The organism is Shimazuella sp. NTD247 (assembly GCF_059510415.1).
The window spans coordinates 161,283-185,331 of record NZ_JCAJZU010000003.1 but is presented as its reverse complement, the minus strand read 5'-3'; the positions used below and the strand labels follow the sequence as shown (position 1 = coordinate 185,331).

At 37.7% G+C, this 24,049-nt stretch carries 26 protein-coding genes and 1 other annotated feature; of the genes, 5 read left to right on the top strand and 21 right to left on the bottom strand.

All coding sequences use genetic code 11. The features are described from left to right. Positions 1-61 precede the first annotated feature (61 nt). Positions 62-415, bottom strand: coding sequence for an ArsR/SmtB family transcription factor (locus AC5WOC_RS09300; RefSeq protein WP_496055134.1), 354 nt, complete (start codon positions 413-415; stop codon positions 62-64). A gap of 114 nt (positions 416-529) precedes the next feature. Between AC5WOC_RS09300 and AC5WOC_RS09295 the strand changes: the two genes are divergently transcribed. Beyond that, the gene (locus AC5WOC_RS09295; protein ID WP_496055133.1) at positions 530-1,714 is read left to right on the top strand and encodes an MFS transporter; all 1,185 of its coding nucleotides are present in this window, start codon (positions 530-532) and stop codon (positions 1,712-1,714) included. A 78-nt stretch (positions 1,715-1,792) separates the two neighbouring features. Here the strand turns inward: AC5WOC_RS09295 and AC5WOC_RS09290 are convergent, their stop codons facing one another. From AC5WOC_RS09290 to AC5WOC_RS09275, 4 genes are all read right to left on the bottom strand, one after another. Then, positions 1,793-2,482 (bottom strand): TraR/DksA C4-type zinc finger protein, encoded by a 690-nt coding sequence (locus AC5WOC_RS09290; protein WP_496055132.1) that lies wholly within the window; start codon positions 2,480-2,482, stop codon positions 1,793-1,795. Between the two features lie 111 nt (positions 2,483-2,593). Further along, positions 2,594-3,817, bottom strand: coding sequence for an MFS transporter (locus AC5WOC_RS09285; RefSeq protein WP_496055131.1), 1,224 nt, complete (start codon positions 3,815-3,817; stop codon positions 2,594-2,596). A gap of 151 nt (positions 3,818-3,968) precedes the next feature. After that, positions 3,969-4,256, bottom strand: coding sequence for a hypothetical protein (locus AC5WOC_RS09280; protein WP_496055130.1), 288 nt, complete (start codon positions 4,254-4,256; stop codon positions 3,969-3,971). A gap of 80 nt (positions 4,257-4,336) precedes the next feature. Further along, complete coding sequence (locus AC5WOC_RS09275; RefSeq protein WP_496055129.1) at positions 4,337-4,843, bottom strand: GNAT family N-acetyltransferase; 507 nt, start codon at positions 4,841-4,843, stop codon at positions 4,337-4,339. A 280-nt stretch (positions 4,844-5,123) separates the two neighbouring features. Between AC5WOC_RS09275 and AC5WOC_RS09270 the strand changes: the two genes are divergently transcribed. After that, the gene (locus tag AC5WOC_RS09270; RefSeq protein ID WP_496055128.1) at positions 5,124-5,453 is read left to right on the top strand and encodes a hypothetical protein; all 330 of its coding nucleotides are present in this window, start codon (positions 5,124-5,126) and stop codon (positions 5,451-5,453) included. A 389-nt stretch (positions 5,454-5,842) separates the two neighbouring features. On the opposite strand, the gene AC5WOC_RS09265 is transcribed toward AC5WOC_RS09270, so the two are convergent. The 12 genes from AC5WOC_RS09265 to AC5WOC_RS09210 form a co-directional block, all read right to left on the bottom strand. Beyond that, positions 5,843-6,232 (bottom strand): hypothetical protein, encoded by a 390-nt coding sequence (locus tag AC5WOC_RS09265; RefSeq protein WP_496055127.1) that lies wholly within the window; start codon positions 6,230-6,232, stop codon positions 5,843-5,845. 95 nt (positions 6,233-6,327) lie between these two features. Continuing rightward, positions 6,328-9,087 (bottom strand): isoleucine--tRNA ligase, encoded by a 2,760-nt coding sequence (gene ileS, locus AC5WOC_RS09260; protein ID WP_496055126.1) that lies wholly within the window; start codon positions 9,085-9,087, stop codon positions 6,328-6,330. Between the two features lie 41 nt (positions 9,088-9,128). Next, positions 9,129-9,371 (bottom strand) — a binding site (T-box leader). 38 nt (positions 9,372-9,409) lie between these two features. Then, positions 9,410-10,228 carry a DivIVA domain-containing protein gene (locus AC5WOC_RS09255; RefSeq protein WP_496055125.1) on the bottom strand — a complete coding sequence of 273 codons (819 nt, stop codon included), beginning with the start codon at positions 10,226-10,228 and terminating at the stop codon, positions 9,410-9,412. A gap of 366 nt (positions 10,229-10,594) precedes the next feature. Further along, positions 10,595-11,371, bottom strand: a complete 777-nt coding sequence (locus AC5WOC_RS09250) for a YlmH family RNA-binding protein (RefSeq protein ID WP_496055124.1) — start codon at positions 11,369-11,371, stop codon at positions 10,595-10,597. Positions 11,372-11,380: 9 nt separating this feature from the next. Further along, entirely contained in the window at positions 11,381-11,662 is a 282-nt protein-coding gene (locus tag AC5WOC_RS09245) for a YggT family protein (RefSeq protein WP_496055123.1), read from the bottom strand. Between the two features lie 23 nt (positions 11,663-11,685). Further along, positions 11,686-12,090 (bottom strand): cell division protein SepF, encoded by a 405-nt coding sequence (locus AC5WOC_RS09240; RefSeq protein ID WP_496055122.1) that lies wholly within the window; start codon positions 12,088-12,090, stop codon positions 11,686-11,688. A gap of 73 nt (positions 12,091-12,163) precedes the next feature. Then, the gene (locus tag AC5WOC_RS09235) at positions 12,164-12,844 is read right to left on the bottom strand and encodes a YggS family pyridoxal phosphate-dependent enzyme (protein WP_496055121.1); all 681 of its coding nucleotides are present in this window, start codon (positions 12,842-12,844) and stop codon (positions 12,164-12,166) included. Next, on the bottom strand, positions 12,837-13,655 hold the full coding sequence (gene pgeF / locus AC5WOC_RS09230) for a peptidoglycan editing factor PgeF (protein WP_496055120.1): 819 nt from the start codon (positions 13,653-13,655) through the stop codon (positions 12,837-12,839). Before pgeF ends, AC5WOC_RS09235 begins: the two co-directional genes overlap by 8 nt. 83 nt (positions 13,656-13,738) lie before the next feature. Further along, entirely contained in the window at positions 13,739-14,008 is a 270-nt protein-coding gene (locus tag AC5WOC_RS09225) for a YlmC/YmxH family sporulation protein (RefSeq protein ID WP_496055119.1), read from the bottom strand. A gap of 619 nt (positions 14,009-14,627) precedes the next feature. Continuing rightward, positions 14,628-14,942 (bottom strand): hypothetical protein, encoded by a 315-nt coding sequence (locus AC5WOC_RS09220; RefSeq protein WP_496055118.1) that lies wholly within the window; start codon positions 14,940-14,942, stop codon positions 14,628-14,630. A gap of 191 nt (positions 14,943-15,133) precedes the next feature. After that, positions 15,134-16,573, bottom strand: a complete 1,440-nt coding sequence (locus tag AC5WOC_RS09215) for an NAD-dependent succinate-semialdehyde dehydrogenase (protein ID WP_496055117.1) — start codon at positions 16,571-16,573, stop codon at positions 15,134-15,136. A 139-nt stretch (positions 16,574-16,712) separates the two neighbouring features. Further along, positions 16,713-17,225, bottom strand: coding sequence for a MarR family winged helix-turn-helix transcriptional regulator (locus AC5WOC_RS09210; protein WP_496055116.1), 513 nt, complete (start codon positions 17,223-17,225; stop codon positions 16,713-16,715). Positions 17,226-17,334: 109 nt separating this feature from the next. Here AC5WOC_RS09210 and AC5WOC_RS09205 point away from each other — a divergent pair, with 109 nt between their 5' ends. Then, on the top strand, positions 17,335-17,958 hold the full coding sequence (locus AC5WOC_RS09205) for an FMN-dependent NADH-azoreductase (protein WP_496055115.1): 624 nt from the start codon (positions 17,335-17,337) through the stop codon (positions 17,956-17,958). Between the two features lie 404 nt (positions 17,959-18,362). On the opposite strand, the gene sigG is transcribed toward AC5WOC_RS09205, so the two are convergent. The 3 genes from sigG to spoIIGA form a co-directional block, all read right to left on the bottom strand. Beyond that, positions 18,363-19,139 carry an RNA polymerase sporulation sigma factor SigG gene (gene sigG, locus AC5WOC_RS09200; protein ID WP_496055114.1) on the bottom strand — a complete coding sequence of 259 codons (777 nt, stop codon included), beginning with the start codon at positions 19,137-19,139 and terminating at the stop codon, positions 18,363-18,365. Between the two features lie 149 nt (positions 19,140-19,288). Continuing rightward, positions 19,289-20,011, bottom strand: a complete 723-nt coding sequence (gene sigE, locus AC5WOC_RS09195; RefSeq protein WP_496055113.1) for an RNA polymerase sporulation sigma factor SigE — start codon at positions 20,009-20,011, stop codon at positions 19,289-19,291. A gap of 21 nt (positions 20,012-20,032) precedes the next feature. Next, complete coding sequence (gene spoIIGA, locus AC5WOC_RS09190; protein ID WP_496055398.1) at positions 20,033-20,941, bottom strand: sigma-E processing peptidase SpoIIGA; 909 nt, start codon at positions 20,939-20,941, stop codon at positions 20,033-20,035. A gap of 439 nt (positions 20,942-21,380) precedes the next feature. Here spoIIGA and AC5WOC_RS09185 point away from each other — a divergent pair, with 439 nt between their 5' ends. Next, positions 21,381-21,740: a hypothetical protein gene (locus AC5WOC_RS09185; RefSeq protein ID WP_496055112.1), complete on the top strand. Its 360-nt coding sequence runs from the start codon at positions 21,381-21,383 to the stop codon at positions 21,738-21,740. A gap of 251 nt (positions 21,741-21,991) precedes the next feature. Continuing rightward, on the top strand, positions 21,992-22,549 hold the full coding sequence (locus AC5WOC_RS09180; protein ID WP_496055111.1) for an HD domain-containing protein: 558 nt from the start codon (positions 21,992-21,994) through the stop codon (positions 22,547-22,549). A 595-nt stretch (positions 22,550-23,144) separates the two neighbouring features. On the opposite strand, the gene AC5WOC_RS09175 is transcribed toward AC5WOC_RS09180, so the two are convergent. Continuing rightward, a complete protein-coding gene (locus tag AC5WOC_RS09175) occupies positions 23,145-24,044 on the bottom strand; it encodes a PhzF family phenazine biosynthesis protein (protein WP_496055110.1) in 900 nt (299 codons plus the stop codon). Between the last annotated feature and the right edge of the window lie 5 nt (positions 24,045-24,049).

Genomic DNA, 24,049 nt, shown 5'->3' with positions numbered 1-24,049 from the left:
ATTGTAGCACAAGGATGCAGGGGAAGAAAATGATATATGACTCATCTTCCCATCACATTTCTCAACCCTTGCCATTTCCACTTGAAAATGGATCATTTCCTGCTTTCTGTTCTAATCCGAGTTCTTGTAAAATGACAGATAATAGACCCGGAAAACGCGCATTCAAATCATCATACCGTAAAGAAACAAATCGTTGTGTCCCTTCTAATCTTGTATGAGTAACTCCTGATTCTCGCAATACTTTGTAGTGATGAGAAAGTGTCGATTTTGGAGCCTGAATTTCGAGTGCATTACAATATTGTTCACCTTTCTCAGCTAAACTTTTGATGATATTAAGTCTTATTTCATCGCTTAGAGCATGGAGAACAGTCGCTAAATTAATCTCATCACGCTTCGGTTGATAAAGTGTTCTCAATATATTTCACCACCGAAAAAATTTTTTATTCAATAGTTGAACTATATCATAGGTCGTGATATATTTCTATTGTTCGATTATTTACGAACTAAGAAAATAAAGGAGGCCATGACCTTGTGGAAGATTGTGAGTATATTTTTCTTTATGATGTTTATTATCGGAACAGACATTTTTCTTGTATCCCCACTATTACCAACATTGCGCAATGCATTTCAAATTTCGGTTGAACAGTCGGGTTGGATCGTTACTTCCTTCGCGCTTGGATACGCATTGTTCGCCCTTTTTGCAGGGCCTCTGTCCGATGGATGGAACCGAAAAAAAGTGATGGTTCTAGGTATGATTAGTTTCGGACTATTCACCCTATTATGTGGATTTGCTTCTAACTTTTGGTCTATGCTGCTCTTTCGCTTTTTAGCAGGAGTAAGTGGTGCTTTTGTTTCACCACAAGTCTGGGCTTCCATTCCGCAATTAGTTCCAGCAAAAATAGTTTTAAAAGCAATGGGCATTGCTTCAGCAGGACTAGCTGTTTCGCAAATGCTTGGAGTACCTATTGGCAGTTTTCTCGCCACCTATGGCTGGGCTACTCCCTTTATTGCCATTGGAGCTTGTGCTTTTTTAATGGTAATCTTCATTATTGGCTTATTGCCATCCATTCCAGTTACTTCGGTGTCAAAAGGAAATCTATCTATTTTCAAACGATACCGCACTCTCCTAAGTGGAACTAATGCAAAAATCGTTTTTCTAGCGTACTTTCTCTTTCAACTTGGCAATTTTGCAGCTTTTTCCTTTATGGGAACATGGTTTACTGATAAATTTGATTTAAATGTTGCAAGCATTGGAACAGTAATGTTATTTCTTGGCTTAGGGAATACAATCAGCAGTTTATTTAGCGGTAACTGGGTTCAAAAAATCGGCATTAAAATTTCCTTTCTCTTTGGACTAATGCTGCTTATTTGCCTCTTTATTATTCTCCCATTTATATCAAATCTCGTTGTTGTTACTGGAGTCTACTTCTTTATTTATTTCGTTTTTGGAATGGTGTTCCCAATTATGATGAGCTTATTACAAACTCTTTCTTCTACCTCACGGGGGACAATCTCCTCACTTGGAAACGCAACAATGTATTTGGGTTCCACTATCGGATCATTCGTAGCTGGTATTTTATATGCGAATGTTTATGGGTTTCTCTCTGTCAGTTTGTTTGCAGTCTTATGTTTTGCTTTTTCTTTACTGCTATTTTCAAAAAATGATATTTTACAAGCTACACATCAAAACGATGCCAAAACCGTTACACCTTGATGCTATACAGCTACTGAAATGAACAGTATCGAAGCAACCAAAAGTTGCTTCGATGTTGATTTACTCTATTGCTGTTTTCTATTCCTCCATGTTTAATTCTCTCTCTTTGCGATAATAAGCTTCATTGTGAACAATTTCCGGCATTCCTTCACTATGTCCAGTAATATCAGTAATAGCAAATCCTTCAATCAGATCAACATAGCCTTCTGCTTCATCATTATCCTCTGTCAGTTCATCGTAAGAAGTTCCATCAGCAAAATAGTCAGGAGAATTGGATGTACCATAACGCTCTACATCTTGCCAAGCATCTTCACCATCATAGGCATTATAATCTTCATCATCTTTGTAGCTGTGAGTAGCGGAATTTGCCAACACCTCTTCTTCAATCGGACGACGACCAGTTATTTGTCTTGTAGAATGATGTTCTTTACATGTAGTTGTCCAAGGAATCGCCTCTAATCGATCATACGGTATCTCTTGATGGCAAACTTCGCATTTTCCATATTCGCCAGATTCTATCCGAGCTAAAGCACTTTCCACCGCTTCCATATGGTGCTGGTCTGAGTCTTGAAGTGCTAAATCTTTTCCGCGTTCGAAAAGCTCAGATCCGATATCTCCTGGATGATTATCATATCCAGAAAGTTCACCTATCGAATCATTCATTCCAAACTCCAATCCATACTCATGATTTTCCGTTAAATGCTGCTCGAAATCTTGTTTTTCTTCGATTAACTTTTGTTTTAACGTTGCCAATTGTTGTTCGTTCATCATACGCCTCCACACTTTTTTTGTTAGCATTTCCAAAAACAAAAAAAGTACTTCCAAATAGTTGTAGCCATTGAACAAGAATTTACTTGCCCAACGGCTACATTACGCACCTTATTTTTTCACCAGCTGCAATTGCTTTGTTTCAAGGAGCTGTAGTGGATTTTTTTTCATATTTTTCCATGCAAGAGCAAAGGCAAGGATAAGACAAGGGGAAAGATAAAGCCACACATAGTGGTAGCTCCATCGTTCGCCCATCACCCCGCCAAACGCTGACAGACATGCTCCAAAATCGTAAATGGTGTAATAAATTCCAGTAGCCAGTGCTCTTCGACTGATAGGAATAAATTGGATTGCCAAAGAAAGCACACATGGAGTAAGACAACTCATCGCAAGTCCGTTGGCAATCGCAGCAAGGTAAAAAAAGACAAGTCCTTGTCCAAAACACAGACACATTACCCCGATGGCAAAACAGCCAAACGATATGTAAACAAATGGCATCCTCCCATAACGATCTGCTTTTCGTCCAACAAGCGGTCGATTAAACAGAATAACGAGAGAACTTACAAGTACAAATTTCCATGCATGATTCTTATATCCCATTTCTTCTGTATATGGCTGAATATAAGTGGTCACAGCAGCATTATAGATGGTGACAAACATCATAATTGCTGCAAATGGACTCATTGTCCTCAGTACATTTGCAATGGACATTTGTCCAACAAACTGCTTAGAAATGTCTTCCCCAGTACTTGAAATAACAACATCTGCACTTCTGACTAGATAAAACAAGATACATGCCAATGTTGTCAATCCAATTCCAACAAAGAACACCAGTAGAAAATAACCCTTATCTGCAAGATACAGACTGGTACTGGAAATCACAGTCATACCGAGATTTCCAGATGCACCAAAATATCCGTAACCCTCTGCAGATCTTGCTACTGGAATAATTCGTGTGCAATAACCGTCAACAGGAGGAATTGCCATTCCATATGAAATTCCGTGGATAATACGCCAAAATACAAGTTGATCACCTGTATGTACATTGGCATATCCGATAAAGGAAATGACCATCAGACCAATTGCTGTCAATCCGATCAACTTATAACCATACCGATCACAGAGAAAACCAGAAATCGGACGGAAAATAAGAGTTGGAATGATGAAAATACCAACAGCGAGATTCGCCTGTCCCACAGCATGTGTGTGTCGAGCAAATGCTGGAATAATCGGTGCGATCAAATAGAATGCCCCTATAAGAGCAAAGTTGATCAGGAGCATAAATTTATACTCGCGCGTCCACAACTTGACGGATGATGTTCGGCTCTCAGCCATAACTCTCTCTCTATAGTGGTTGGGACAACTAGTTACGATTTTACTGGAAAAGGAGTATTTTGAAAAGCACGGAAAAAGCAGCGAACCCTGCCCACAACACTAGTGGACAGGGTTCCATTATTCCTATTTTTATTTCTTTCTGATCAGATCTTTACAGATTAGGAAGAAGCTGATAAGAGCGCTTAGTTCCTACGATGATTATATGAGTCTCTTCATTTTTCCCACGAAAAATGCTAAGTGCATTTCCATGAATCTCTACACGCGTAATCCCAGTAGCAGAGCTGAGCTCAATCACCTTCGAAAGATCATCATCAGGAACCATGACTGTCACATATCCCTTGCCAGTTGCTTCAAAGTCAAAGTTATTAGAAGTAATGACCTTCAACTCATCTGTAGCACCAGCATAGTATGCCACACCGACTTCGGTAATGTGTCGCATGGTATCTCTTTCTGTGATAGGAATGTTTTCTATCACATTATAACGTTAATACAGCAAAGCGATCAACCAATCTACTTAGATTATCGAATCTCTTTTTCATAGCTGTAAAAAGGAACATCACGGCGTGGAAAATAAACTTTACCCATCTCTTGATAGCCAAAATTTTCATAAAGCCCACGTGCAACTTCATTTTCTTCGTATGCATCTAAACGAATGGATGTATAGCCATGTTTTTTGGCATATTCATCAGCGAATACCATCAATTCTTTCCCAGTACCTTCTCCTTGAAAATCTAAGTGCACAACTAAGCGGTGTAAATATAGCGCTTGCCCATCTTCCACTGCCCAATCTACATCTTTATGTTCTGGTTCTTTTTCTTCATCTAACACAATAGAACCCAGTATGTCATTTTCTTCATTCACAGCAACATAGAGATTCCCTGCTTTGATATCTTCTTGGATCATCTGAATACTTGGATCATTGTGGTCCCATTGATAAATGTCATTTTCTTCTAGATCTCGTCTAGCAATAATGTACATTTCTACAATTTTTGTTAGGTCATCCATTGTTCCTTTGCGAATATTCATCTGTTTCTCCCTTCCGATACACCTATAATTATTTTACAGTTAAAACAATATACTGTAAAAGTTAGTAAGTAATAGTTAATATACGTATTAAAGTTTCTCACATATATACTATCCAATTTGTACAGCCGACATGAATATTACCGCATTTTCCTATCAAATACTCATCTATACTCCCCGTTTGAATGATAAGCAGCAAAACATTATTGCCGATTTCGTTTCGTTCTGTACATTTGGTGATATAATATTTAAGTCAGAATGGAACAAACTCTGTGGAGAAATCATGAAGCCTTACTACCTTCATACTACTGGTGGATTCTTTGTGAAGGTTACGCTGATTAGTGACCGAATTAACCGAGATGGGAAGTTCTATCACGCAGAGGGGCCTTCAGAACTTACCCTGGAGTGTGGCGATCGTAAAATCCACATGAAAAATGAATATGGATTCTCAGTTCCTCATGAGGATATGTCTGGAAGTGTCTCGAATCCAAACTTTATAACTAGAAAAAATAACAGTTTCTCTGAATTCAGGATGTTTGATTTTACGAACTTTCTCCCAGAGGATGTTTTGGGAAATATTAGGAGACGAGGCAATATTGTCACTGTTTCCTAGTTGACAACCCAAGCACTTCTAGCTGCTTTGAATGCTAGAAGTGCCAAACAAAAATAATGTTATTTTAATATAATCCAACCTAGTTTACACAAGCATGAAAAAAGCCGATAAAATGGAATGGATCGCGCAATAGCGATACACTTTATCGGCTTTTTAAACTTTCATCTAAGAAGGAAAAATCTTTGTATTATTTTATAACCATTATCACGATCATTCATGTTACAACTATGAGTCGAAATTCTTAATAATGGTCTAAAGGGGTCAGAGTTATAAAATGCACTAAAAAATGAAAGAGAATAGTATGTAAATAAAGATAAATTATTGTATTATGTTATTTTGATATCTGTGAAAAATCGAGAAACAGACCACTTCACATTTTTACCTACTTTTTAAAAAGTTTCTAGGTACTTTTGATCAATATTTGTATTCTTCTCCCCTTCTTTATACCAATCAGCTTGAAATGTTTTTTTACTCCCCACAAACGAATTCATTTCACCTGGTGAATTATCTTCAATTATTTGCATCAAGGCATGTCCATCCGCTGTTGTAAAAATGGATTCCAATACTTCGTAAGACTCAAAGTAAGTTTCTAAAATAAATTCGACTGCTTTCAACTCATCTGACACTTTTTCCTCACTAAGCGGAACGATTCTTGTCACATCAGTATGAAGAACTCCAGGAAATTTATGAAGTCGAGGAAAAATCACTTTCGTATAAAATTGTTCGAAAAGTTCAACATTTTTCACATTTTTGAAAATGGAAACGGTTTTTATCACCATGATCATCTCCTTTATTGGATAATAAGGCTATTATATTATAAAAGGAAAGAGTTGCTATATCAGCAACTCTTTCCTTTTTATTATTTTTGTGATAATTACACTTCTAAATCTGCGAAGTTCTCTTCCACTATTGGTGCACATCTATCACAGAGTGTTGGATGATGTTGATTTTCGCCAACTGTTGGTGAGATAACCCAACAACGTTCGCATTTTTCACCTGTAGCAGGCTGAATTTCCACTAATACTTGCTCTACATCTCCAGATACCGGCTGGATTTCTACATCAGAAACGATAAACATATCTTTTAACTGTGATATTTGATTTAATAAAGCAGCTGCTTCAAATCCTGGAGTAATTATTACTTTAGCACCCAATGAGTTACCAATCACTTTAGCGGCACGAGCTTCTTCTAATGATTTTAAGACAATATCACGTAGATCTAAGAACTGATTCCATTTGTGTTCCAAAGACTCATCGACGAGTTCTTTATTTGCTACTGGGAAATCAGTCAATTGTACACTTGATTCTTTCTCACCAGGAACATGCTCCCATACTTCATCGGTTGTATGTGGAAGAATCGGTGCTAACAATCTGTCAAGAGTCACTAACAACTCATAAAGAACTGTCTGGGTTCCTCTTCGCGAAACAGAATCAGGAGACTCAACATACAAACGATCTTTGCGCACATCCAAATAAAATTGGGATAGAAATACAGTGCAAAATTGATGTATTTGAGAATAAACATGGTTAAACTCATAGTTTTTATAACCCTTCGTAACTCGCTCAACCAAATGCTGCAGTTTGATTAAGACAAAACGCTCCAATTCATCCATTTGAGCAAATGGAACTAGATGCTGACTTGGCTCAAAATCTGCTAAGTTGCCTAACAAGAAACGGAATGTATTCCGCAATTTACGATAGACCTCAGCTATTTGTTTTAAAATTTCGTCAGATACTCGGAAATCTGCTTGGTAATCAGAAGATGCAACCCAAAGTCGTAAAATATCTGCCCCATACTGCTTGATGACTTTCGCAGGATCAACCGTATTACCTAAGGACTTGGACATCTTCCGTCCTTCTCCATCCAAAGTAAATCCATGACTCAAAACTGCTTTGTATGGTGCTTTACCTGTTGTTGCAACTGCAGTTGATAACGAAGAATTAAACCATCCGCGATACTGGTCTGATCCTTCCAGATATAGGTCAGCTGGCCATACGGTTTCAGGACGGTTTTTTAGAACCGCACGATGACTGCTTCCAGAGTCAAACCATACATCCATTGTATCTGTTTCTGTTTTGAAGTCTTCTCCTCCACATTCGGAACATGTTTGATTTGCTGGCATTAGTTCTGAGACCTCTTTTTTATACCAGCTGTTTGAACCTTCACGTGCAAATAAATCAGCAATGAATTCGATGGTTTCTGGATTAATATGTGCATGGTTACAAGATGTACAATAAAAAATTGGTAATGGTACACCCCAAACACGTTGACGGGAAATACACCAATCTCCACGATCAGCTATCATATTGGAAAGTCGTACTTCTCCCCAATTCGGAGTCCATTTTACTTGCTTGATTTGCTCTAACATCTCGGCACGAAATCTATCAATGGAAGCAAACCATTGTTCTGTTGCTCGATAAATGATCGGTTTTTTTGTTCTCCAATCATGCGGGTAAGAATGTTGAATAAAGGTCAATTTCAATAACGCGCCAACTTCTTCTAATTTTTCAGTAACTTTTTTGTTTCCATCATCATAAAAAATCCCTTCAAACCCAGGTGCTTGATCGGTAAATCTTCCTTTTTCATCAACAGGTGAAAGCACTCCAAGATTATACTTTTGACCTACCCAAAAATCCTCTTCCCCATGTCCAGGTGCGGTATGTACACAACCTGTACCTGCATCCAAGGTGACATGATCACCAAAAATGACTGGGCTTTTTCGATCGTAGAACGGATGACGGCAGATGACTCCTGCTAATTCTTTTCCTTTCCAGCTTGCTGTCACATGGTAATCGTCTACCCCAATGGTTTTCATGACAGAAGGTACTAAATCCGTGGCAAGTACTACCTTGCGATCACTGGTTTCTACAAGGCTATAAGAAAAGTTTTCATTAATAGCTATTCCTAAGTTAGCTGGAATTGTCCAAGGAGTAGTTGTCCAAATAACAACTTCACTGCCTTCTGGCAACACCCCTTTGTTTTCGACCACTGGAAACGCAACATAAATAGAAGCAGACCGCTTGTCGTAATATTCAATCTCTGCTTCAGCCAGTGCCGATTCAGAAGATGGAGACCAGTATATCGCTTTTAAGCCCCGATAAATATGTCCTTTTTCAACCATATCTCCAAAGAGGCGAATTTGCTCTGCTTCGTATTCCGGTTTCAATGTGATATAGGGATTTTGCCAATCCCCACGAACGCCAAGTCGTTCAAACTGCTCCTTTTGTCGTTCCACAAAAGATAGTGCATATTCTTTGCATAATTCACGAAAAGTAGGAATATCAATGGATCGGCGATCAACTTTTTTCTTCGTAACAATTGCATGTTCGATTGGAAGACCATGTGTATCCCAGCCAGGTATATATGGAGCATCAAAACCTGCGAGCGAATGATAACGAACAATAAAATCTTTCAAAATCTTATTCAGTGCGTGACCAATATGAAGGTCTCCATTTGCATACGGTGGTCCATCATGCAAAATGAATTTCGGTGCGCCTTTTCTTTTTTGAAGCACTTGCTGATATATATTTTCTTCTTTCCAGCGCTTTTGACGTTCTGGTTCTTTATTCGGTAAATTTCCTCTCATTGGGAAATCTGTTTTTGGCAAGCGTAAGGTTTTACTATAATCGGCCATAATCCCAATCCTTTACAATAAAATAAAAAAGCCTCTCTATCCAATAGGACGAGAAGGCTCGTGGTACCACCCATTTTTCGATGAACAAGAGGAAGCTGGATATCAGCTTTTATTCTATGAACACCCTTAAATACCCGTAACGAGGGCTATACGGTTCATCTTAATTGGTTTCAGATGAACAGTTCCAGGGTGATCTTCGAAAGAATTCCTCAACTGGGCTTCCACCTTCCCCAGCTCGCTAAATGAGGTGCGATTCCATCTACTCTCCCTATCATCACTATTGTATCAATAATTATGACTCATTGATTAATAGAATACCAGACTAGAACATTGCTTTTTTCTTTAATTTACGAGAAGTTCTACGTAACTCGCGACGGGGTTCCTCTTCCTCTTCCATATAAGACACTGCAACTTCATCCATTACAAGTGAATCTTCATCATCAAAATCATGTTGTATAGTTGGTAAAGTATTATCAATCATATAATCTTGGTGATCATCTACTTCGGATAATTGTTCTAACTGTTTGTCGTGCTGGTCTAATCCTTCTTCAATTTCTTCTAGTGAACCCCAGTCAGAGTTGTCCAATATATCCAAATGTGACTGTACTAATGTACGGAAACGAGTACGATAAATTGTCGCTTTTTGCTTCAAGTCAAGCAATTCGGTATGAATTGCACGAGCCTTGGTAAGAGCTTCGTTGATGATTCGATCTGCATTTTTCTCTGCTTCTTGCACAATGAGTTCTGCTTCTTTTTTTGCATTTAAGCGCACTTCGTCAGCCACTTCTTGTGCAACTCGAATCGACTTATGGATGCTTTGTTCCATCGAGGTAAGCGCGGCCGCTGTTGGTTGTAAAGCCTGCATCGAATTATCAGCAGCAAAGCGAGACGGGGTTTGTTGTACTGGAACTTCTTGAACAGGAGGCTGCTGTTGTGAACTAGCGTACATGGACTCGCCTTCCATCACTCTCTCTAGTTCAGCTTGTAGTTCCTCTACTTGTTGTTCCAATTCCATTTTTTCCCTAATAATCAAATCATAATCACGAATAATTTGATCTAAGAAATCATTAACCTCATCGACATCATAACCACGAAAAGAGCGTTTAAACTCTTTGCTGTGTATCTCAGTCGTCGTTAGCATGAATGCACCTCCAAATTAACTGCATGCTCTCTTAATTAGTCCCGATCATCAGACAGATGGTAGCCACCACTTGGACGATCAATGCTATAACGCCAATTACTCCCCTATTCAGGATCGCTTACCTCATTCTGAGAAAGAATACTTCTTTTTATCACTAGCATTATCTTATCCCAAAAAAAGATTAAACTTAACCCTATTATCATAACCACCAAATCGATCTTTTGCAGTAGATGGTTGTGAATATATGTTGGCGTTACAAATATTTCATACCTCCTGTATGGTCTATCGCATGCCTTCCCTATTCGACAATATTAACAGATATCCTGCTTATTTGCCAGCAAGCGACGTAGAAATATCTGGAAAAAGCTAGAGATTGCGTAGATACCTTATGGGGAGTTTGCCTTTCTTAGTGGCTTCTCTCACTTCTAACAAACGAATTCTACCATATCCTCGGACAGAAATAACATCTCCAGTTGAAACGGTATAGTCGCCTCTGTCTATCTTTTGCCAATTTACCTTGCATTTGCCGAGCCTGACTAATTCCGTCGATTTGGATCTTGATAATCTGCATATTGCGGAAATAACAGCATCCAACCGTAAAGAGGAAACGATAGCATGGTGATTCAACTCTGTTTGATTTTCGATTTTTAATTCATCACGAACAATCTCCGAAATGATGATCCCCTTTCTTCCGACTTTTGTCAAGCTTCCGAGCATATAATCTTTTAATTCTCTTGCTAAGATAATGTCAGCTCCGGTCTGATGAGGCAAGATATCACCTAGCATAAAGCGCTGTATTCCTAAGCTTAAAAGGGAACCAAGAATTTCTCGATGCTCGAGTGCCAATTCACTAGTCAAACGCAAATACAATAAGGAAAAAGATTGTTCTTCTGGCAAAATATAGGCTGGGGATAACAAAATGCGACATCTTTCCGCTTCTGCATACCCGCCGTTTATTTCCATTCGGATATCTTCATTCTCTCGTCTAACAAGCGTATCCAAAATATACTGCTCTCTAGGATCTAAAAAAGGTGTAACAATTTCTTTTTGTTTTCTCGAAGACTGATAGATCCAATCCAGACATCGTTCTACAAAGGCATGTTCCTCTTTACGAAAATGAAGTAATAGTTGACTGTCTTTCATGATGTGCTCCTAAATAAGAGAAAAGATCCAATACCAAATCGTCAAAACTCCAACCTTTACTAATTGAAGGGCGATAAATGCTACTATCGGAGAAAAGTCAATCATACCGATAGGTGGAATAAACCGACGAAAAATACTGAGATACGGTTCTACTATTTTTTCAATCAGCATACCGATTGGAGAATCTTTGGCTTGAGGGACCCAAGACATTAGGATGTAAATAAACAGTACAATCTGGTAGATATAAAACACCCATCCAATAATATTAGGTACGATAGAAAGAATGCTCATGGCTTAAGTCACCTCAATTCTTTTTAAAAAGTATCATCATTCATAATTTCAGTAATGGTTCCTTGTACATCCACATTTGCTGGAGTGCAGATAAAAATATGATCTCCTACACGTTGGATAGAACCACCTAAAGCGTAGACAGTGCCACTGAGAAAATCGATGACACGTTTAGCCTGATCACGTCTTACACGATGCAAATTCACCACAACTGGACGATGGCTTTTTAGATTGTCAGCGATTTCTTGTGTTTCTTCAAACACTCTAGGCTCAATTAAAATTAAACGGATGTTTTTTTGTGTATGTAAAGACACAATATTACTCTTTCCTTTTGAAGTCGTCCCAGGTTCTCTTTCCAAATCAACCTCTTCGAATTGTTCATCATCATCGTTCATTCCGAAAAAATTCATAAAGCGTCCCATAACTATCACTTTCCTCTCCTCCCTAATGGGAATTAGGAGCTTGTCCCTCACTTTAGCGAATATTGTAGAAAAAGACTAAAATTCAACTAGGTTTCCCTACTAATATCGAACCAAGCCGAACAGAAGTCGCGCCTTCTTCGACTGCAATCTCAAAATCTTGTGACATGCCCATCGATAAGTGTGGAACAGCAATTTTTTGGCTCTGCAACTCTTTTTGTAAATGTCTTAACTCCCGAAAAACAGGTCTAATTTCTTCATGATGAGGAGTATTTGGCGCCATTGTCATCAGACCCACAAGCTCAATATGAGAGAAATTCGCCATTGACATGGCAAAATCATTTAATTCGACAGGAGAAATTCCAAATTTTGTTTTTTCACCTGACACATTTACTTGTATAAAACACTTAATTGATGTATTTTGCGCGGCACAGCGTTTGTCTAGCTCTGTAGCTAATTGCAGACTGTCCAATGCATGAAGATACTCAAACCGTCCTACTATATCTTTTGCTTTATTTTTTTGTAAATGACCGATAAAATGCCACGTCCCACGACTTCCAAGCAGTTTCCATTTTGGAACGGCGTTTTGTACACGACTCTCTCCGATCTGAAGACAACCGGCATCCATCACTAATTTAGTTGTTTCTGTGTCAACATACTTGGTTACAGCAATCACTTGTACTTCTTTTGGATTTCTGCCTACACGGGAACAAGCTTGCTCGATACGTCTTTGTACTGCTGTGATCCCTTCAGCATAATTAACCATTTGAATTACTCCTTCTTTTCCCAATGAAAGCAACCATTCTACCTGCTTTTGTTCCTTCTCTACGGTGAGAAAAAAACAAAGTATCTTCACATTGTGTACACCGCGAACTTACCAAAATTTGGTTTATTTCTAGACCTGACTCTAATATTAATTGCCTATTTGCCAATTTTAAATCCAATTGATAATGGCGATCTGTTGTAGGTGTAATGATATTCGATTCAAGCGCATTCGGCAATACCTGTTGAAGCGGTTGCACAACACGTTCATCAACTTCATAACAACTTGAACAAATTGAAGGACCAATTGCTACCATTATTTGCTTTTTATCCGCTCCTAACAATTGCATTTTCTTTATCATGCTCGCACCAATATTTTTCACTGTGCCTTTCCAACCAGCATGTGCTACTCCTATGATATCGCTATCAGGACTATAGAACAGAAGAGGTACACAATCTGCATAAAAAGATGTCAGTAAAACATCAGATACCTTAGTTATCAATCCATCTGTATCAGGATACGCAGAATCTCGTGCCTCTCTCCCTCTGCCACGACCGACACTATCAACTACTTGTATATCGTCATTGTGTACTTGTTCTCCACAAGTCCAGCTTTCAAAAGGGAATGATAAAGAATGCGCTAATGCTTTACGGTTTTGAATAACATGCTTCGGATTATCTTCAACATGCAGCGCATAATTTCGATTCTGTTCTGTTCGAACACTCATCCCTACTACAAGATGTGGAAATTGTGCTTCCCAAGATGCTATATGTAAATAGGGATGATTTTTACTATATAATACAAATGGTTCCATGCAGATAGCCTCCTAACCTTTATCTTATCATTTCAAAAGTGTTTACACCAAAATAAAAAAGAGATTCCTATTAAGGAATCTTGTTATTTTTGTGTATAGGATTCCATTTCTTGGTATCTGTTTCCCAAACGAACCAATATGACATCCGATCCAATCTTTACAATTTGATGCCACGGGATGACGATTTCCTGCCCACTGGAAAGCCAGCTAAATAATTTTTGTTCTGTAGGAACAACTATCGCTTGAATCTTTCCATGTTTTAAATCCAGTTCAAGGTCTTGTATTTGCCCTAATTTCTTTCCATCGGCAATATTCACAACATCTTTTGCTTGCAACTCTGATATTTTCATCATATCTGCCACTCCATTAGAAACAAGGTTATGATATATATATGAAGAAGCAAGATATTTGACCACGAGAAGTTTTTTTGATCAAGATATGCAAAACACATAATTTTGCTCTATTAGCTAATTTATGGTTGTTTGATATGATTTTAATAAGAGTCTGTTGCATAAAATTTGAACACAGGTTAAAGTCGCTCGATGTGTATGTTTGCAGCAATTGTTGTTAAAAAAACACAAAGGACGCTCCACCCACACACATCTGCGCTTTTGAGATGAATAATGCAACAGGCTCTAATAAGATAAAACTCTATTATTGGACTCCAGATAACTTTTTAATCCAAATTACCTCGACATACAGCCTCACACTAGTATATCTTCGCTTGGGATTTTTTGTATCGTATTTTGCTCAAGGAGATTTCTAAAAAAAGATCCCCATATAGCCCAATCCATGTAAAAAAATACATCACATCTCGTTTGACACTTCGTCAAGCAAAGTTAGATATTTAAATTTTATTTGGGTCTGGGGAAGTAATTATCTCCTCCCCAGACAAGACGAATGATAAACTGCATTTTTAAATAATTTTCAACGGATATCCGTTACGAAGGAAAAGTATTCTCAACGCAATAATCATTCTTCCAGAAGTTTCTTCTGCTTGATTGTGCAAATTAGCTTGCTGCCATCATAAACCATCTCTTCTTTTAGGATTCTCCTTCCAGCAGCCACAGTACGGATCTCTACAGGCTCTGAATCCGAACGATAATAATGTACAGAAACACCAATAGGTGATACCCCAATAAAATAGTGTCCCTCGAGCTCAGCATACTGAATCTGCTGTCCGACAATCATTGAAACTGCTGTATCTTCATTACCAGCGACAGCTGGAACATGACAGGAAATATCCCAAGTGAGCTCATTGACTGGATGAAGTTTGAGTTTAGCCATGCTAGGATCCTCACTATGCCAAGATGGGCTATGCAGAATAATTATATTACAAATACAAGTAAGCATATCCATCATTTAATAGCAAGAAGGAAAACATACTAAGAAAAAATTTCATCCGGCTCACAAGCTGGATACTTATTCAAATCGATGGAGATAAGACAACTCCATGACTCCATATTAAAATGATTGAATTATAATTTTAAAGATACATATTTTGTTATCAAATATTCTTCTATGCCTTCGGTTGCTCCTTCTCTTCCTAGACCGCTCTGCTTTATTCCTCCAAATGGCGCTTGAGCAGTAGACGGTACACCATCGTTCCAGCCAACAATCCCATACTCTAATTCTTCTGCTAATCGATAGCCTCTACTTATATTTTCTGTAAAGAGATATGCTGCTAATCCAAAAGGACTATTGTTTGCTAGTTCAATTGCTTCTGAATACTCCTTAAATTTTTGAATCGGAGCAATTGGTCCAAATGTTTCTTCTTTCATCATATTCATTTCTTCATTCATATCAATTAATAATGTAGGTTGAAAAAAATATGTTTGCTTTTCTTCATTAACAATCCCTTTTCCTCCTACAAGACACTTGGCTCCTTTTTGAAAAGCATCTTTTACTTGATTTGCTACTTTTTCATAGCCATCGCGATCAATCAAAGGACCTATATTCGTTTTGGAGTCAAAACCATTACCTACTGCTAATTTATCTACTTTTCTCTTTACATGCTGTATAAATTTTTCATAGATGGATTCGTGAACATAAACCCGGTTGGTACAGACACATGTTTGTCCGCTGTTTCGGAATTTACTCGCAATCAAGGCATCTACTGCTTTATTTATATCAGCATCCTCACAGACAATGAATGGAGCATGTCCTCCTAATTCCAAAGAAATACGCTTTACTTGTTTGGCACTCTGCTCCATAATTTTTCTGCCCACTTCCGTCGAACCAGTAAATGATACTTTTCGCACTCGGCTGTCTTCCATAACTGTATGAGTAAATGCGATGGGATCAGCACAAACGACATTGATAACACCTTTTGGAATACCAGCTTTCTCTGACAATTCAGCGAGGAGAAGTGCAGTCAAGGGGGTTTGTTCTGCTGGTTTTACAATAAAGGTGCATCCGGCTGCCAGTGCTGGAGCCAGTTTACGAGTAATCATCGAAGCTGGAAAATTCCAAGGTGTAATCGCAGCTACTACACCTACAGGCTGTTTGATCACTTGAATTCGATGATTTTCCGATTTTCCAGGAACAATTCTGCCATATATCCGCTTTCCTTCTTCCGCAAACCATGTCAAAAAAGAAGCAGCATAATCCACTTCTCCAAGTGATTCGGAGAAAGGACGACCCATTTCTCTTGTAATTAATTTTGCCAGCTCTTGTTTGTTTTGATTCATGAGATCAACCAGTCGATGCATTGTTGAAGCTCGTTCCTCTGCAGTTGCCTTTTTCCATTTACTCAAAGCATGATAGGCAGCTTCGATTGCTTTTGTTGTATGTACAGAACCCGCTAATGGAACCGTTCCAACCAACTCTCCTGTAGCTGGATCTGTTACTTTTAGCTCTTGTCCTTCATTTTTTATCCATCGTCCATTGATGTAATTTCCATAGTGATAAAGTTTCATCGTATCATCCCTTTTCTTCAAAACCCATTTCTATGTAATTCACTACATTCATCAATTGTGCTTACTAGAATACTCTACATTTGAAATGGCTTTTTCTAATAAAAAAATAGATTATAACGAACAAGAGTTATTTTTAAACTTATTGATTGCCAAAAGTACTTTTTAACTCACGATAAATTGATTTCTGCTCATCTTCATTATCCACCAAAGAAAATAACAACGTCATCAGTTGTTTTCGCTGTTTTGCTGGAAAATTTGTGATAACTTTTTCTGCGGCTCTATCCATTGATAATCTGATTTTATCTATATAAGGCTGGGACTTCTCTGTCGCTTGTAGTAAAGTCGCACGTCGATCTTCTGGATCAGGTGATCGAACAAGAAATTTTTCTTTTTCTAATGCATCTACATATTGAGTCACTGTCCTTGGATGAATACCTAATTTCGGTGCTAATTCACTAATTCTTATTTTCTCTGCTTCTGCAATTGCAACTAACACCCGCAGTCTTGGCCCAGTCAATGGTAATGGTGAGCCGTCCTCCACCAATTGTAATTCAAACTGACGATGTAAATAATGTGATGTGCGAAATATAGTTCGGAGCAATCTACTAGCTGAAACATGAAGTTTATCTGTTATGTCTTTGTCTTCCTTCATACCTGTAACCTCCTTGACATAAATATAAACGGAGTATACTCTATAAGAGTAAACTCTGTAATTAACTAATAGTATTTCACCTTAATTTGAGATAAAAGGGGCTTATCCCATGAAAACATTATTTGTTAATGCCAATAATCGACCAGAAACCGAATCGATCAGTACCCAATTATACAATGCATTTCTCTCTGAATACAAAATATCTCATATCCATGATTCTATTGTTGAGCTTAATTTGTTCGAAGTATCTTTGCCTTACTTTGGTAATGATGCTTTTACCGGAATTGTGAAAAAGAGACAAGACATTCCTTTACTTCCGATTGAGCAAAATGCTTATGATACAGCCACAAATTACTTAAATCAGTTCCTAGACGCAGACAAAATGGTCTTTAGCTTTCCGGTTTGGAATTTCACTGTACCAGCTGTTCTTCACACCTATATTGACTATTTAAATCGTCCAGGCACTACTTACCGTTATACCTCAAACGGCCCCATAGGACTTGTAACTGATAAAAAAGTCGTAATTTTACATGCACGAGAAGAAGTTTGCTTCACTGCATATGATGGGACACAAAAAATGGCTGTTTCCTTTCTGATCAATAATCTCAATCAATTTGGCATGAATGATATTGAAACAATTACGATTGATCACACCAACTTATCGTTGACCAAAGAAAATAGATTAATGGAAAGTGATCTGAAAATAGCAGTAAAAACTGCCCGATCTTTTTAATCGATAACTCTTTCTTTTGCTTGATGCATAATTTTTCTTAGATGCGCAGATGTAAGGCGATCGGAGCGTCCCATTTGTTCTTTTTAACTACAGACGAGGAAGATCATAGTACACTTTGATACCTCAGTGTCCAAGTGAATTTTTTTACTTTATCATAACAATTACAGGAGCAACAGATTTGACTTCTTGTTGGTGCCTACAAAATTTACTGAAAAATCATTAAGCAAATAACCTAACCGTAGATAAACACAAGATTAAATTGAAATCGTATATTGGCTAACCATAAGGCAACTGGTGTAAATGAAGAATAAATAATTTAATTTATATACTATTCTTATTTCTCGACACTTACAAAAAAAGAACTTATCGTGTTATAAACGATAAGTTCTTTTTAAATTATGGCATTATGTTACGTAGCGATGCATCTGATTAATGGCGGCCTTTTCCAAACGAGAAACTTGTGCTTGAGAAATTCCAATTTCGTCAGCTACCTCCATTTGTGTCTTTCCTTCAAAAAAACGCATAGATAAGATCATTTTTTCTCGATCATTCAATCGAGCAAGTGCTTCTTTTAAAGCTATTTCTTCCACCCATTGAATATCTTTTGCTTTTTCATCACTGATTTGATCCATTACATAGATTGGGTCTCCACCATCTTGAAACACAGGTTCAAACAAAGAAACTGGATCTTGAATCGCATCCAATGCAAAAACCACATCTTCCTTTGGAACACCCAAAGCTTTGGATATCTCATTGACAGTAGGCTCTCTGGAATGACGATTTGTGAGGTTGTCCCTCATTTGTAAAGCCTTATAGGCAATATCGCGTAATGATCGAGAAACACGAATCGGATTGTTATCCCGCAAATAACGCCGAATTTCACCAATAATCATTGGCACTGCATATGTAGAGAATTTCACATTTTGACCTAAATCAAAGTTGTCGATCGCTTTCATCAACCCTATACAGCCTACTTGAAATAAATCATCCACACATTCCCCGCGGTTATGGAAACGCTGTATCACACTCAACACCAAGCGAAGATTTCCACTGACAAGCTTCTCTCTGGAATCGATATCTCCAGCTTGGTATTCGCGAAACAGTTCCCTCATTTCCTGATTTTTAAGGACTGGTAATTTGGATGTATCTACTCCACAAATTTCTACTTTGTTTCGAGCCAAGAAAAGTCCCTCCTCAGGATGAAATCATGTTAAGTATGTCCTTTGGAGGGAAATTTATAATTCATAGGAACAAAATGTAAATTTACTAATTTGTTTCAGTAGTCATCCTCTTGTGGCATAAGAAGAAAATCCGATGAATTCGGTTATTTTCAAACCATTTTGTTGAATTCTTTGCGCAATCGTTTAATAATTCGCTTTTCCAAACGGGAAATATAAGACTGTGAAATTCCTAACATATCCGCAACATCTTTTTGCGTTTTTTCTTCTTCACCATTTAAACCAAATCGCAATACCATGATTTTACGTTCTCTATCAGAAAGGCTTTCTAGTGCTGTTCGTAATATTTTTTTATCTACTTGATCTTCAATATCACGATAAATAGTATCGTTTTCTGTTCCTAATATATCGGACAGCAGTAATTCATTTCCATCCCAGTCTGTATTAAGCGGTTCATCAAAAGAAACTTCGGAACGAATTTTGTTATTTCTACGCAAATACATTAAAATTTCATTTTCTATACATCTCGATGCATACGTTGCTAATTTGATTTTCTTACTCGGATCAAATGTATTTACAGCTTTAATTAAACCAATCGTTCCAATAGAAACCAAGTCTTCGATATTGATTCCTGTATTTTCAAACTTACGAGCAATGTACACCACTAAACGCAAATTACGCTCGATAAGCATTGCCCTTACTGCAGCATCTCCGCTGGGGAGACGTACGAGTAAGTGTTCTTCTTCTTCACGGGACAACGGAGGTGGTAATGCTTCGCTTCCACCTATGTAGTAAATTTCTCTTCCCCGCAGCCCCATCTGTATAAGTAAACGATACCAAAATAATTGTGCAAACAATCGCCATTTTATCAACATGGTACTACCTCCTTCTCTTCGTTAGCTTACAATGGATAAACAGGAAGGATGAATAATCGCCTGATACGAACCATCGGTAGATAATTGCCCGACATCTATCCCTATGAGAATTTTCCCGACATTATTCCACTGATTATCTCTCCATATCTCCACTTGATCCGGCTTAAACGCAATCATCATATCGTGATCACTTTTAGCAGCACGATACGGTATGATGCGTATTTTGATCATCCACTCAGGAGGGATTTCCGCCCAACTTTGTTCCAAATCTTTCGAAAGAAACATTTTATGAACTTCTTCAGGGAGATACTCTCTCAACTGGCTCATTTCAACTAACATAACTGGTGCACGTGAGATGGGGTCCCGCAATTGATTCCCTGTATCTACTAATCCAGTACATTCAAAACATTTTCCTTGAATTTGGATTTTAACAGCAGTCATATACTGTTCTATCTGGTCTCTTTCTTTCATGGATTGAAAAGAAAATTTGGTATACAACCAAACAAGTGGAAAACCTATCATGATGAACACCCAAGAAACCGGAGAACCCCATCCTTTTGTCTCAGTAAATAAAATCCCACCTGCTACTTGCGAATCTCCAGTTATGACATAGTGAAGAGCAACCATGGCTCCTCCAGTCACAAAACACACAAAATAAAAAACACCTAATGTCCGGATAAATATGATTGGATTTCGATAGCCAAATACAATCCAAATCATGAGAATAGAAGACAAAATCTTTACAGGCAATGTATAAGCTAACGTGAAATTTGGCCATAGATGGAGAGTAGCGTACAAACCGCCGATTAACGATGAAATGGATAGACGCCACATCGTTGTTCGTTCTTTCCGAATGCCAGAGGTTAGCCACAGTAATAGAAAGTCGATACAACTGTTTAACACAAAAACGACATCTGCATATACAACCAGCTAGTCCCTCTCCTCTCCATTGGCCTTTGGTAAGCAGTATAAAAGATATATATTGTGAAGTCTGTTGAAACTTGCCTAACTATTTTCAATTGTTTTGACGAAAGAACAAGAAAAAGTAAAGGAGATCACTAAAATCACCGCTTGTCCCAAACATAAATATTGAAATTTCTGTATTATCAGTTATTATGAAAGTGGAAGTCCTACACCTTTGGAGGAAAAATGATCAAGGAAACCCTTCTCTCGAAGACCAACAACGCGATCAAGGTGCTCATGCAGGCGAACTTCTCTAAGGAGTCCGACCCTGTGATAACACGCACCCAAAAAATGGATTGACGTGTATTTTTTTCTCTGGGTATCATAACCCGCATACCTCACTTGTAATACATATCATTTCATTGTTATATTTTTTTTACAGACCACTTTCAACAAGGAGATTCTCATGTTGTACGAATACGAAGATGACAGACTACTTCCTGGAAAGTTCTCTGGAAAACAATTCACTCTTGAACATGGGCAAGGATTTTTCAAGTTCAGCCTTCTATATCCGTCATTCCGTTTCCTAGAACTGATGGATGTGAGTTATGAACTGATGATTCCGAAAAAAGGGTTCCCTAATCGCTTCAAAAGAAAAGTTGAAGGAACTTGTTCAAGTGTATGTGTGAGATTCAATGAAGTTGACCTGATTCAAACAAAACTTACTTCTGGTAATGATGGTTCGATTTTTTCTTCGTATGAAATTACTACACTTCATTTAGATAAACGTGGTTTGATTCGCTCTTTGACAGATCACTGTTCATGAGTGAACTTCCTCCGACTTACATACCACATGTTGGACGGAGGAATCTCATCTTTTCTCTACTCAAAATATATAAAAAAATACAAATCAATAATTCTACTTTGCTGTCTATATCACTAGGCCTATATGAAAGGCGGATTAACACCAAAATTTCTATAATCCAATCGTATTCCCATAGGAAATAATTTTATATAATTAAATTTTCATTCGTAATATAAATAAAACTATCAAAAGAGGAGAGATGAAATATAGATATGGATGAAAAAGAATCACTAATTCTTGATGATTTAATCCAAAAACACCAAATGTCCCCGCGATTATTGGCGCACCATACCATCGTATATGAAGTTGCAAAAAATATTTTAGCTTGGTTTAAAGAGAATTACCCGAAAGTGTCAATTAACCATAAAGATGTGCTCTTCGGAGCAGCCATACACGATATTGGCAAAGTCATGGCGAAAGAGGAACTGTATCATAATGGTTCCACACATGAAATGCTAGGTTTTGAGCTTTTAATCAGCTATGGTATTGACAGTAACTTAGCCAGATTTTCTTATACTCATGGAGACTGGGAACATAAAGACGCTAAAATAGAAGACTGGATTGTAAGTTTAGCGGATAAATGCTGGAAAGGTAAAAGAGTAAATTCACTTGAGGATCGCATTGTCGAGCATATCAGTGGAAAAACGAACAGGGAAGGATGGGAAATCTTTTTAAATCTCGATGAACTACTGCAAGATATCGCAAAAGATGCTCATAAGCGAATTCTCATCCAAGGCAATAAGCAATTTGATTTCCCAGAACAACTTTAATAAGGCTTTCAACAACAAAACCACAGCCAAATCAAGGCTGTGGTTTCAATCATTTATTTTGTATTGCTCGATAAACAAAATAGGATATTGATGCAATCAAGATAACAAAATCACATAAATATAAAATCAACTCATTTATTGGGAATACGACCCTAGTGGTGGAATAAGCTAGTATGCACATCCAGACGAATATATCTCTCATATCTGTCATGCAACTGATATTTATATAAAGTTATTATATTTGTATGCGCTTTCAAATTTGATGACATACTGTATGCTATTGATGCAACGAGGAACTCAGTTGCATTTGTTCACCTCCATCCATTTAAATAAGAGCAAATCACTTTTAAAAATATTGGTGGAAAACCTTATGATTTGTATCAGTAGCTATATACCTTTTGTCTTCTAAATTAATACTATTGTACCACCTTTTTAAGTGAATTGAGAATACAATTTAATAATGGTGATCTATTGAGTAGTAAAATGAACCACTCTCCATCTGAGGCATTTGGTGAATTTGGAAAGTGGTTCACCAAAAGTGAAAGTTCTACATTTATATTATAGAAATAGTTTCAGCAGGTTGGTTACTGCAGTCCTAAAGCTCCATCTTTGTTGAAAATACATGTACAGCACTTGCAGTTACGAGGATTTCATCTGTTTCTAAATTATGATGAATCTTCGCGAAACCAGGACGATCAATAAAATCGCCTTGTTCAATAACAATATCCGTTTGTCCAGCAGGCAGCAAGCCGTTCTGTTTTGCAGCGTATACTAATCCCGCTTGCATTGATCCAGTAAAAGGGTCTTCATCCACACCGACAAGTGGAGCAAGTCCTCGAGCGTGAAGATGTGATCCTGTTTTCATGGTTTCATTGGAATATAAACAGAAAACGACGATATTTTCAGTAGAAAATTGCTTATAAATTTGTTTGAAATCAAAGGTTAGATCTCCAAGCTGTGAGAGAGAGTGTACAGGAATATAAACATACTTGAGTTCTTCGTCTATTAAAATTTTTCCATTTTTCTCCATTGTATCCGCTGGTATGCCAAACAGTTTGGCAAATACTTCTCCTTGCATAGTGTAATGCTTTACTGAAGCTTTTGGAGCAGTAAATGTAATTTGTGGCTGTTCATTGTCTCCAAGCGATACAAAGGATTGCAATACACCTGCATTCGTTTCAATGTGAATGGATCTATGTTCCGATCCACCCAGGCCATACATCTGAAGTTTAGCAAGTTGATAAAGCGCACCAATTGTTGCATGTCCACAAAATTTCACTTCTTTAGCTGGTGTGAAATAACGAAGTTTAACATCTGCATTTGGAGTAGTTGGTTTAAATACAAATGCAGTCTCTGATAAATTCATCTCTCTTGCGATATTTGCCATCTCTTTTTCATTTAATTCATCCGCATTTGTAACAACACCTGCTGGATTTCCTCCAAAAATCACATCAGTAAAAGCATCCACTTGATGCAAATCGATTATTTTCTTCATAAAGA